Consider the following 12,087-nt stretch of genomic DNA (forward strand, 5'->3'; position numbering starts at 1 on the left):
GCTCGGCGAATCCGATGCTACCCAGTGGGTAGCAGAATTCATCATTTTGTGAATACTATGGCTCCATTTACACAGTCATGTAGATGATACGATAAAAAGCACAATTTTAAACGTAAGTAACTGATTCCATTAAGATGGAAATTTCCAATCTGTGCAATGCAATGCATCGGATTCACAAATGACATCATCGGATTCACCAGAATCACCAATATTCACGGACTCGCGTTTATCGGTCAACGGTGCCGCCCGACTATCAGCATATTGCTTTTGATCACTCCCGCACTTCTGCATCCTTTGGTTTTCAGTGATAAATTCAGATACATCTGTAGGTCGATAAATCCTGGCACCCAACCATGCCGGATCGAGAACCGGCTGTATTCCACGCTGTTCTAAGAGGCGCTGAACTGCACGGAAATGGATTCCAGTCTGCCGCGAGACAGAGGCAAGCGGGGTATAGCGAGCCTGAAATCTCGCGATTTCGGGTCTTGAAACGTAGGCACCTCCGGAGAGGAATACCGTTTCCTTCTTTGACGCCAGCTTAAGCCAAGGGCCATCATGCTTGGCAGTCACCAGCTTCTTCACCGCATCAAGACTGATCCCGAGCGTGAGCGCGACTGCCGTAAGACGCAAGGGCGCGGGTCCACGGCGCCTATCAACAAGGTCGCGGATCATCATCAGATCAAACCGCATGTGATCGATGCGCTGAACACCATTCAGGAGTCTGGTGCCGGTCAACTGACCATCGAGATGCCAGCGGAGTATCTCGACCGTAGATGAGCGCCCCTTCGCAGCCACTGTCAAATTCACGAAGCCTTCTACTTCCGCACTGCACGGCTCAGCGGCACGAAAAACCGAGGCTTTGAAATCTTCGAGATCATCGTGATTGAAGTAGCCTTGCGTCAACCCGACCTGCCCTTCGCTGATCGGCACAATCGATGTGATCACCCCATGAAGTGACATCTGCTCTGCGTGGGTTTTGCTGCAACCGAGCACGTGCTGGACCTTGTTAAGAGGTATTGAATTTTGGATCCGTGCAATCAGCTGCTCGCCCTTCTCCGCTGGGAATACCCATTGATTGAAAGCCGCATCATCCGTGGTTGCAGGGATCAAGCCAGTCTTGCGCATCAGGCGATAAAGGCGGAAGCGATTGATACCGGTTTCGTTTACAAGAGAATTCACAGAATGAACCCGACGATGCAAGACCTCTTGCCCGAGAATGACCTCGCCTGGACCAATCGCAAAGTTCTGAACGATTGCTTCGCGCAAGACATCCCGGAACTGGTCGAAACCCTTGGCGTTTTTGCTGTAATTCATCCAGATAAACAGAAAGCCGAATGCAGCCTGAGGACCCGCACGACCACTACTGCGCCCCGCAGATACACGCAACGTTCCGAAAGCATCAAGGATGGCACTGGGCCCCTTCGCGCAGACTTCGAAGCCGATGTCCCCTACCCGCGCCCAATCTTCCTCTGAATATTCGCTGATCTTCGCATCCGGGCCGTGTTCGATGAGCGCGCCCAACATCTCACAGGCCTTTACAGCTTGCCATACATCCTGCTCATCCAGCCAGGTCAGCCCAGCTGTGCCGATGGAGAGCCGACCAATGACGTAGTTCTGCAAAGCACCTGGTATCAGCTCTCTGGACGGGGATATTCGATTGAGAAGAATATCCTGCTGCGCAAACAGCCTGGGGAGATCAAACGCATTCACTGGGTCCGGTGCCGGAATTTCTTCCAAAGCGACACCATGAAACGGGCACGCCACCACCGGGCGCAACAACCATGACCACCTTAGGCGGGTTGCGCCATCGCCCATTCCAGGCTTGGATTCGGCATCAGCGTGAAGGCAAAGAGGACAATACCTGACGAAGGTTCGGCGGACGACATCCAATGCAAGTGTCTGGCCTCTGAAACTCAAAGAATCCGGGGCATCCTGTCTCAAGGTGTTCAAGTCGATGCATTTGATTGGGTTCGCAGTCAGTGCGGCCACGAAAGTGCTGAAGGTTGTGCTACCAGCGCGAAAATCGCGCCGGTCAATCCCAGTATACCGGCAAAATTTTCCGGCATTTACCCCAGCATGAAAGTAGCCAACACGAGCAAAATAGCCCTGAGCAACTTCATCATCATGAAACTCAAGACGAGGTGTGAGTGCCCTTGGCGTCATTGCGATTCACCTGCAGCTTTGCGAGGACGGCCACGCTTCCGCGCCGGCTTTTTTGCTGATTTAGGTGGTAGAAGAGTTTCATCACCGCTCCCCACATCCGTCACCGCAGCGCCCGCACGCGATGCCCAGTCGCTCAGGTTGAATGGGTTCTCAGGGTTGAAGTGTAGATATTTCAGCTCAAAAATCTTTCTAAAATCCTCAATATCGACCGTATCGCCCCCCTCCTCAAGCGCCCGAATAACGGCATTGGCAATCAGAAACATGCAACGGCCATAGCTACCACGGCAACCATCGTAGATACGATCTGCGAAATAAGGATCAAACTGTATGCTTGGCGCAAGATCGACTGCAGCATCCTGTGTCATGCTCTTGATAGCCCCCCGGATCAGCTCGATCGTTTCGGCCCGCTCAAACGGCAGCAAAGGCAAATCCAGATACCGTTCCGCCAGCTCGATGTTTTCGGACCTCTGATAAACGAATTCCTGCACCTTGGGTGTCCCAATCAGAATGACACAGAACCCACCTCCGTCTTGAGCAAGTGTCTTAAGGAAGAGGTTAACCGGTTCGTTTTTACCCAGTAGGTTGTGGACTTCGTCCATCACGATAATCTTGATGCCAGCCTGTCTCAGACGATGAGTGGCGAGCTCATTGGCCTCGGTCCGAGTGAATTTTGACGGGAAATTATGGTAGTCAGTGGTGCGACACAGGTCCATGCAGACACTCTTCACCGTGGCATCTCCCCGGAGGCGGCAATATGCGATCTGTTCCCCGCAATTTGTATCCGTGAAGCTATCGCCGAACAGCCTCTTCATCACTTGGATGACCATCGTCGTTTTGCCATCCTGCGACGCCGCGGTTACGGTGACGCCCTTGCGCTCATTGCGGAATACCTTGCCTTCGGGCAGCAAATTGCTAACCCTGTCGCGTTTCAAAATCATCTCAAGACGCTCAACAAGATCGTTGTCCCACCGACTTACAAAATACCTCCTCAGGAGCCAGTCAACCATAGCAGGAGTATCATCCAAAGGAGGACGGACGTCACTCTCAGGGGATGGGTTTTTTCCGAGTTCCGCATCCATTTCCGTTGCGGTAAGGGCTATCTCTTTAGTCATATCCATCACTCCATTGTTCCAGGTTTCCAGGTTTTGGTTTTACGGCGGCCAGTTGGTGTTTTCCCTTGCAGGCTGCCCCTTGAGTCTTTCATTTCATTTCGCGCCGGATCACCGTGTGCTCCAGAAAGTTCATCGGTGTCGTTGGCTTCGCCGGGGGAAGCGCTATCGACATTCGGTTGATTGAGAATAGGCACGCCGTAGAGACCGTGAGATTGCTCACCCGCGATGCGGCTGGTTGGTGTGGTAAAGTAGCGAAGGGATTGTTCTTCGAGCTTGATGATGTCCGCTTCGGTTGTAATCCTGCGGCGCGCCATTTTGCGGCGCAGGGCGATCCGACCCTCAATGAGGTCATCAATGTGCCCTTCGGCCCTCCTCCGTTTCTCGGCGGCGTCCGGGTCCCTGTCGATGTGCGCCCTCTTGAGGACAAGATCCCATTTGTCAGAACAGAGTCCCCGCGCCCTGACATCCATTACTTCCAAGGGGATCCAGATATTGGGGCGAATTTCGACTTGGGCTTCACTCATGTTCTCTTCCCACCACCTAATCCGGAACTGGCGGGTGGGATTGCGCAACAAGTGCAGGGCAAACTCCTTGGAAAAATAATTGGCATGAGCAATGCGGATTCCTGTCTGCTGTGCCTGACGGCTCAACGTGGTGCCAAAAACATGAGTCATAACCCTCACGCTTGGAACAGGACGGCACCCCATGCCAACGGTCATCTCATGGCGCCAAAGGTCCGCGGGTGTTTGACCATCCCGGCCGGAATTCGGACAGTTATGGTAGATATCAACAATCCATACGGTCAAAACCTGGATAAGATCATCAAGCGACAAAACCGCCTCTGCCTGAGAGTCGTATTCTCCACGTAACACCGTGTTCGAAAACGTTTTCCCCGGAATACTTGCAAGTAGGTTTTCGTGAACAGTCCGAAAGATCCGCTCTAAAAGGCCACGAATGTATGCCTTCGCTTTTGGAGCTGCGATCTTATCTATCTTGAGCGCAGAACACATCGCGTCAGTCACAAACGCCGTGTAAGCATTGCCGGAATCGTGCATAAGCTTTTCAGGACGAAGAAACTGATCCCATCGCCCCTCGGCTCCGCAGGCTTTACCGATTTCGGTCTTATCCATCATGGACATCATGACGGTCCGCTTGGCCAACTCCGGCGTAGCCGTCATTCCAATCTGCAAACCCAGGATACAGCCGGTAAAAGCGTCCAACGTCACCGAAAGCACAACACGGAGAGGTTTGTCACCCGTAATCTTCAGCTCGCTGAGCTTGGCAGCACCCAACCAGTGGATCAGAAATTCATAGGGAATGATCGTCATCAAATCGATGTCATATTCATCGATCATGACAATCTGCCCCGCTCGCTCTACGTGTAGTCCCTCCCCAGAAATCAACTGATTTCTCAGAAGCCAATCTGGTCCATTTATCTGAAAAATTTGTTCAAGCGGCGCGACCAGGTCTTTCCAATTCTTGACTGTTTGCCTGCAAGGAGGCACGATCTCTTCAAGGTAATCTTCGTCCTCTTTGCTGACGGTTTCACCATTCTGTCTGCGAAGCAAAATGGCATCTGCAAGCATCTTTCGCTCCGCCAAAACCCTCTTCTCAATCTCCTTGTGAAGAGCCGTAACTTTGGGTTTTTCTCGTGTTACACGTTCCTTCAACACCTCTGCTACGATCTTCCCAACAACTGGATGCAGCTTTGAGTTACGATTGCCGGAGAGGTAGCGCCGGTCGACGAGGCTGGCGAAACCCTTTGTGCGCAGCCGTTCATCCCACTGAAGAATCCGTTGAGCTGTGGCAACGTTCTCCGGAACTTTATGGCGACGCATGGGGTGCCGCCTCAATGTATCTGCCCTGAGGTTGAGTTCTCTGATCCGGGCAGGCAACCGAGCCAAAATCTTACCTTCAATCGATGTCACGACGGAGCGGGTAATCTTCTGAAAGCCCTGCTCTGAGCAGATCTCCCGCATCAACATGACCGTCGCATATCGGAGGATCAAATCTTGAGCTGGCCGTTCAGCAAGTGATGCAACGAACTCTGGCTTGAAGGTCTGGCTGTGGTCGATGAACACGAAATCGCTCTCGTCGATGTTCAATGTGCCGTCTATCAGGGCCGCAGTCAGATCAGCATGCGGAATTATACGACGGCCCTCGAACTCAACATCGGGCCGCGTTCCGCGCATAATTTCGGGAATTGCCGCCACATCGGCGCATGGCAAGAAATCAACAAGATAGCCGGCATTTGCACGTCGAACGAAGCAGATACGCCGGTTCTTCAATGTTCCGATAGTGCCGGCTTCAAAACGGAAAACCGGAAGATCTTTATCAGATTTACTCACTGCTGCACCCGACCCGCATTACAAGGCTTTCATGAGATATCTTTTCGTTGGACATCAGGACAAGATTACCCGACTGGATCAGACGGACCAAAGCGCGGAAACCCCGAGGACCCATGCCAATCATCTCAACGAGCAATCTGAGCGCCGTTACATCCGGAAATTCCTTTATGGCGATCAGGGCTTCGCTGTCCGCCATAGGATCAATATCCCGGCATCCACGCATCAAATCTGCGTTGAAAAGCGTCACCGGATCATGACCATATTCTGTAACGAGATACAGTTCATCGATGACACGCTTCGCACGACCATCCTGGCAAACCTGAGTAATTTCATCGCCGAATTCGTTGGAAACCCGACGATACGGTTTATCGGTAAGCCCCAGTTTCCGTTTGTCCGCCTTATGAACCACATGATCCAGATAGTGTTCATGCCGCGTGTTATTATCATCGAGCCAATACAGCGGCCCAACCTGCTCAACCACATCGACGGTATCCGGTTCTGCGAGCGCAATCATCCGAGTGCGATATTCTGCGATACTTCCGCACCGTGAAATCTGCCCACCGCTGCCATCGTTGTCGTTTATCACCATCTGGACAACAAAGTGCCCATGTGACGATTGCGGGATCGCCTTCTTTGCCCGTGAGGGCCGTGGTTCTTTCCATTCGTATTCAGAACTCATTTCATCAGCCCATACTTTTTGCTTCCGGGGCCAAAGCTCCGGGTGATTGGTGTTTGACGAAACTGATGACTTCGAGTATTTGGAACTCATGCAAAAAGTCGACCCAGCCGTCGATGAAGAACAACGCTCGGGCCCTGCAACGGTCTGAGCGTTTTGCTTTTGGAACTACGTCATCGGTCCTCCCTTCCTCGCCGCACGTTTTATAGGTTCCTGACACACGGACTTTGCTCCAGAACTTCCAGTTTCTGGCAACATCAGACCGAATGTGCAGACACAACGATTCGAGTCAACACTTTGATTTTCAATGTATTTATGGAATTTTTGTGTGCATTTCTTTTTTCCGAACCTCAGGCCAAGTCCAGGTGCAGGCAAATGCAAGAATGATGTAGCCAAGAATCTGGTCGCGCATGCCAAATGGACCGCATGCTCGAGAACACGCGGCAAAGCCCGAACAACGCCGAACACAGATTCAGATGCGGGAAAACTTTCCGCGCTAGAACAGAAATGTAAAAGCAATTTGAACACGTGCAAAAGCCCGACGATTGTAAGATTATCGATGGACCTTTTACCGTCTTGGCTGCACTCGCCTGGCTCAAGGGTTGGGAGCCCCTGCCGAAATGTATCGGCTCTCCCGTGTTTTGCACTATGATGATGTCCTACCCGCCGGGCTCATTTCGTCCCAGTTTCCTGAAGGTGTGCAACCTTCCCGACAATTTCTATCTTACAGCAATCGCCCCAATGAGTCGATTCCACGTCAAAAGAATCGAAATGGATAATCGATTCTGAATTTTTTGCCTTTTACAAAAAGAAATTCTTTCGTTTCATTCCCGAAAAATGACACCAATTCATTGAATGTTCGAAAAAAAATTCAAACTAGTCTGGCTTATTTTGGAAGAAGGCACCCTATTTTACGCCCAATGCAGAACATCGGCGAATCAACCGACCCATTGGAATAGCTGCCCATGGAGGCATGTAAAAACGGTTGGAAGATCCGGAAGTTGGCTCGGGCTGCGTCTTCGCCTGAGAAGCTCCATACGATGGAAAAACAGACTCCACCCGCTCAAAGCCCACAACCGCACTTCAGCGATATTACGGCACTGTGGCGCGGCCTGTTGAAACTGGGCCAACATTCGCTGGAGGCGCGTAATTTTATAAATAGCGCATTTAAACTATGCGAACAGCATGGAACCGCAACACAGTCTATGGCAGCGTCCTGAAATGTTCGAATTGCGCACCCTCACCGACGACCATCCCGGCCTGGCGCATTCTCCACTGCTGCGAGGGGCCCTGCTGATCCTGCAATACACGCAGAAGCACGGATCAATTGGCCTCACCAAAACCAAGGCCTTCAAACGCGCCTTCGTCCATTGGGCTGTGGAGCATTTCGACTGGCCTGGCAAAAGTGCAGAAGAAATGTTCCGCTACAACAAGGTGATCAATGAATACGAGTTTCCTCCGCTCGAGATTCTGCATTTCCTCCTGATTTCGCTACGATTGGGGCGTCACTTCAAAGGTGAGTTCCGGTTAACGAAACGTGGTGCCGAGCTGGCACAAGCCCCTGGCCGCCTCTTTGCAGAGTTGATCCCATACTTTGTGTTCCAGGTGGGTCACGCTTCCTATGCGCGCCTGGATGACCGTCCCTTCGGGAAATGGGACGTCTGGTTAAATGTGATTAACGTGGAAGCCGATCATGGCGCTACTGAGGCTGCCTTGTTCCAAACCTTCTATGATGACCCACATGATTGGCACACTGCAGGATGGCGAGAGATGGCCGCGTTTTCATCTTACGTGCTGCGACCGTTAGAATGGGCAGGGTTGCTGATCGAGATCCGCGAAAACGACTCTGACAAGCAGGTCTGCAATATCTTCAAAACCCCGCTCTGGCGTTGCGCACTCAAACTTGAGACCGATGTTATGCTGCGGCCCACGCCCGTTCAGTGAGATGAATCTATCTATTATCTAGGCCTGACGACAGCGCTGCTCCCATTGTTGGACGTTGGCACTGCACAACGTTTTTGAGTGCCCGCTCCATCGGTTGCCCTTCGATATGAATCGCGTCAACTGGATCATGACGGTCAATGATATTGATCTTGTCCCCGCGCCGCTGCGTGATCGGGCAAGAGTGTTTCATCTTGCAGGTTTACAGGCAGAGAATGCCATCGGACACTTTGACCGTTTGACCGCAAGTTGTGACACCACGGCTGAACGGGACCAATGCCGCGCCTTCATCTTGCGGATGGCCGATGGGCCTCGCGGCATCAGTCTACGACAGATCAAGCAACTGGCGGATGTGCTCATGGCGCCGATCGCGCTGCCCTCGAACTAATGCGATGCCGACCCCGCAACTGGGGTTGGCTACCATTAAAGTTAACGTGAAACCATTGATCGCGGCTGTTCCGTAACAACAACCCCATTCGAATTGTGGCTCAAATCTCCGGTCCATCTCACTACATTGATTGAAGACTTTCAGGCCCGAGCCTAAGGTAGCGAAAATAATTGAGGCACAGCACATGTTTACCGGCACCGTTCGCACGCAAATCGACCAAATCTGGAACGCGTTTTGGTCGGGTGGTGTCTCTAACCCTTTGTCCGTCATTGAACAGCTTACATTTCTGCTCTTCATCAAGCGGCTGGATGACCTCCATACCGTCGAAGAGCGCAAATCCGAAGACCTTGGCATCCCGATGCAACGCAACATCTTTCCCGAAGGCGCGGATGATAAGGGCGAGGCTTACGACAACCTCCGCTGGTCCCGTTTCAAGAATTTCGAAGCGCGCGAGATGATGCGGATCGTGGATGAACATGTTTTCCCGTTCCTGCGCCAGATGGGTGAAGAAGGCTCTTCCTACGGCACCCATATGAAGGACGCGCGGCTGGGGTTCTCTAACCCCAACCTGTTGGCCAAGGTCGTGCAGATGCTCGACGACATCCCGATGGAGGACCGCGACACCAAGGGCGACGTGTTCGAATACATGCTGGGCAAGATAGCCAGCGCGGGCCAGAATGGCCAGTTCCGCACACCGCGCCATATCATCAATCTGATGGTCAACCTTATGGCACCGACCCCGCAGGATACCATCTGCGACCCTGCGGTCGGCACCTGCGGCTTCCTTGTGGCTGCGGGCGAATATCTGCGTGACAATCATCCCAAGATGCTGCGCGACAAGGAACAGCGCAAACACTTCCACAACGACATGTTCCACGGCTTTGATTTTGACAGCACCATGCTGCGGATCGGCGCGATGAACATGACGCTGCACGGCGTGGACAACCCTGATGTCGCCTACCGCGATAGTCTGGCCGAGGAACACGGCGCGGATGAGGGTCGCTATTCCCTGATCCTTGCCAACCCGCCCTTTGCCGGATCGCTGGATTATGACACCACGTCCAAAGACCTGCTGAAGATCGTCAAAACCAAAAAGACCGAGCTGCTGTTTATGGCGCTGTTCCTGCGCCTGATGCGCACCGGCGGACGCGCGGCGGTGGTTGTGCCAGATGGGGTGCTGTTCGGCTCCTCTAAGGCGCACAAAGACATCCGCAAAATGCTGGTCGAGGATCACAAACTCGACGCGATCATCAAAATGCCCTCGGGCGTGTTCCGCCCCTATGCCGGTGTGTCCTGCGCCATCGTGGTGTTCACTAAAACCGGTGTCGGCGGCACCGAGGACGTGTGGTTCTATGATATGGAGGCTGACGGGCAAAGCCTTGATGACAAACGCACGCCGCTGCTGGATGCGGACAAACTGGGTCCGACGCCTGCGGTGGCCTTGTCTGAGGACGAACACGCCAAGAACAACCTGCCCGATATCCTGACCCGCTGGCAGGCGTTGGAGGCTGAGGCCGACCGCCCCCGCACCGCGCAAAGCTTTATGGTGCCCGCATCTGAAATCATCGCCACCGGATCATGGGACCTGTCGCTGAACCGTTACAAAGAGATCGAACACGAAGAGGTAGAGCATGCCACCCCGTCCGAGATCATCGCTGACTTGCGCGCGCTAGAGGCCGAGATCACCGAAGGGCTGGATCGGTTGGAGGGGATGCTGGAATGATGACCAATACCACCCCACTGGGTGAACTGGTCAACGTTCAAACCGGTAAGCTGGATGCAAATGCTTCAAGCGCAGATGGCGCTTATCCATTTTTTACCTGCGCACGTGAACCACTTCGAATTGCCGAATGGAAATACGACCTTGATGCAATTCTGATTGCCGGAAACGGTGACCTCAACGTCAAGCATCACGTCGGAAGATTTGACGCATATCAGCGAACCTACATTCTCGATGTTAAGAAAACCGATGTCTTGGATAGCCGGTTTCTTTTTCACTTTATGGACAAATATGTTGAACGGCTGCGCGAGCAGTCAATCGGCGGGATCATCAAATATATTAAACTTGGGATGCTTACGGAGGCGCAAATCCCCCTCCCGCCGCTGGAGGAGCAGAAGCGGATTGCGGGGATATTGGATCAGGCAGACGCGCTCCGCCGCCTCCGCACCCGCGCCCTCGACAAACTGGGCACCCTCGGACAGGCGATCTTTCATGAGATGTTTGGCGATGGGGTTCAGACTGCAAAGCTAACTGACCTCGTTCTTAAGATTACTGACGGCACCCACCAAGCGCCAGAGTGGGCCGACGAAGGAGTTCCCTTCATCTTTGTAAGCAATGTCAGAGGTCAAACAATTAGCCTTGAAACGAACAAGTATGTCACTGATAATGAGTATCATCGGCTAATTAAGCGGACGTCACTTGCGGCAGACGACGTTATTTACACCTGTGTAGGATCTTACGGAAATGCTGCAGTGGTTGGAAAGAAAAACCGCTTTGTTTTCCAGCGTCACATCGCTCACATTAAGCCAAATCCAGACAAACTGGATTCTGTTTATTTGTCCTATGGATTGGAAGCTCCAACCATGCGCGCCCAAGCAGATCGGACCGCTACCGGTATTGCGCAAAAGACGGTGACGTTGACAGCCTTAAAGAAATTCGACTTTCCGGCACCGCCTATGACAAGGCAAAGGGAATTTAGATCACGAGTGGATTCCATTGAACGAATGCGCGCATCGGCACAAACTGCTGTGGGGAGACAACAAGCCCTGTTTGCCTCCCTCCAACACCGCGCCTTTCTCGGGGAGCTCTGAGATGCCTGCCGCGCTCCACCGCCTCACCCTGCCGGGGGAGATGCTGCAACGGGGGTTTTGGCTTTACGTCTGGCGGATCGCGGCCCCAAACGGGCCGCTGCATTACGTTGGTAGAACGGGCGACAACTCCAGCCCCCACGCCGCAGCGCCCTTTACGCGGATGGGGCAGCACCTTGGCACATCGGCCAATTCAAACGCCCTGCGCCGCAACCTGATTGCCCATGGCGTCACCCCCGAAGATTGCACCAGTTACGACCTCATTGCTCACGGTCCGATCTACCCTCAAATAGATCACGACGGCAGCGACCGCGATACCTTGATGGAACGCCACAAACCGCTTCGTGATCAAGTGGGTGCAATGGAAAAGCTGCTGTGCGACGGATTGAAAGACGCAGGTTACGACGTGTTGAATACCGTCAATTGCAAATGGGTTCTGACACCCGAGGGTGAAGAAAAATGGGAAGAGGCAAAACAAGCCTTTCGCCAAGATTTTCCCGCATTAAGGTAGTGGTAATCTTATAGGTTGTTTTAATGTCCCAATTTTCCTTCCTCACCCCTGATTGCTCCGCTCTGAAACAACACGCCGAAAAGGCAGAAAAGCTGGACCTGCCTAAAACGTGCGGCGGGTTTTCGGGACGCGACTAAAAT

9 protein-coding genes are annotated in these 12,087 nt (G+C 52.9%); 5 read left to right on the forward strand and 4 right to left on the reverse strand.

Translation table 11 applies throughout. From position 1 onward, the window contains the following. Window positions 1–129: 129 nt before the first annotated feature. Genes IMCC21224_RS11880 through IMCC21224_RS11895 form a run of 4 tightly spaced genes read right to left on the reverse strand, consistent with a single transcriptional unit; the run spans window position 130 to window position 6,302 of the window. Window positions 130–2,163: a TniQ family protein gene (locus tag IMCC21224_RS11880; RefSeq protein WP_082135192.1), complete on the reverse strand. Its 2,034-nt coding sequence runs from the start codon at window positions 2,161–2,163 to the stop codon at window positions 130–132. After that, window positions 2,160–3,275 carry an ATP-binding protein gene (locus IMCC21224_RS11885; RefSeq protein ID WP_231582067.1) on the reverse strand — a complete coding sequence of 372 codons (1,116 nt, stop codon included), beginning with the start codon at window positions 3,273–3,275 and terminating at the stop codon, window positions 2,160–2,162. The genes IMCC21224_RS11880 and IMCC21224_RS11885 overlap by 4 nt, the downstream gene beginning before the upstream one ends. Window positions 3,276–3,280: 5 nt before the next feature. Then, window positions 3,281–5,623, reverse strand: a complete 2,343-nt coding sequence (locus IMCC21224_RS11890) for a hypothetical protein (protein ID WP_047995539.1) — start codon at window positions 5,621–5,623, stop codon at window positions 3,281–3,283. Further along, window positions 5,616–6,302: a hypothetical protein gene (locus IMCC21224_RS11895; protein ID WP_047995540.1), complete on the reverse strand. Its 687-nt coding sequence runs from the start codon at window positions 6,300–6,302 to the stop codon at window positions 5,616–5,618. The genes IMCC21224_RS11890 and IMCC21224_RS11895 overlap by 8 nt, the downstream gene beginning before the upstream one ends. A gap of 1,182 nt (window positions 6,303–7,484) precedes the next feature. Between IMCC21224_RS11895 and IMCC21224_RS11900 the strand changes: the two genes are divergently transcribed. The 5 genes from IMCC21224_RS11900 to IMCC21224_RS11920 all read left to right on the forward strand — a co-directional run bounded on the left by IMCC21224_RS11900 (window position 7,485) and on the right by IMCC21224_RS11920 (window position 11,947). Then, window positions 7,485–8,243, forward strand: a complete 759-nt coding sequence (locus IMCC21224_RS11900) for a hypothetical protein (RefSeq protein WP_082135193.1) — start codon at window positions 7,485–7,487, stop codon at window positions 8,241–8,243. 106 nt (window positions 8,244–8,349) lie between these two features. Then, the gene (locus tag IMCC21224_RS11905) at window positions 8,350–8,628 is read left to right on the forward strand and encodes a hypothetical protein (protein WP_047995542.1); all 279 of its coding nucleotides are present in this window, start codon (window positions 8,350–8,352) and stop codon (window positions 8,626–8,628) included. 184 nt (window positions 8,629–8,812) lie between these two features. Beyond that, the gene (locus tag IMCC21224_RS11910) at window positions 8,813–10,351 is read left to right on the forward strand and encodes a class I SAM-dependent DNA methyltransferase (RefSeq protein ID WP_047995543.1); all 1,539 of its coding nucleotides are present in this window, start codon (window positions 8,813–8,815) and stop codon (window positions 10,349–10,351) included. Continuing rightward, complete coding sequence (locus IMCC21224_RS11915; RefSeq protein ID WP_053078964.1) at window positions 10,348–11,439, forward strand: restriction endonuclease subunit S; 1,092 nt, start codon at window positions 10,348–10,350, stop codon at window positions 11,437–11,439. The genes IMCC21224_RS11910 and IMCC21224_RS11915 overlap by 4 nt, the downstream gene beginning before the upstream one ends. 1 nt (window position 11,440) lies before the next feature. After that, entirely contained in the window at window positions 11,441–11,947 is a 507-nt protein-coding gene (locus tag IMCC21224_RS11920) for a hypothetical protein (protein WP_047995544.1), read from the forward strand. The last annotated feature ends 140 nt before the right edge of the window (window positions 11,948–12,087 follow it).

This window comes from Puniceibacterium sp. IMCC21224, from assembly GCF_001038505.1.
Classification (GTDB): domain Bacteria; phylum Pseudomonadota; class Alphaproteobacteria; order Rhodobacterales; family Rhodobacteraceae; genus Puniceibacterium.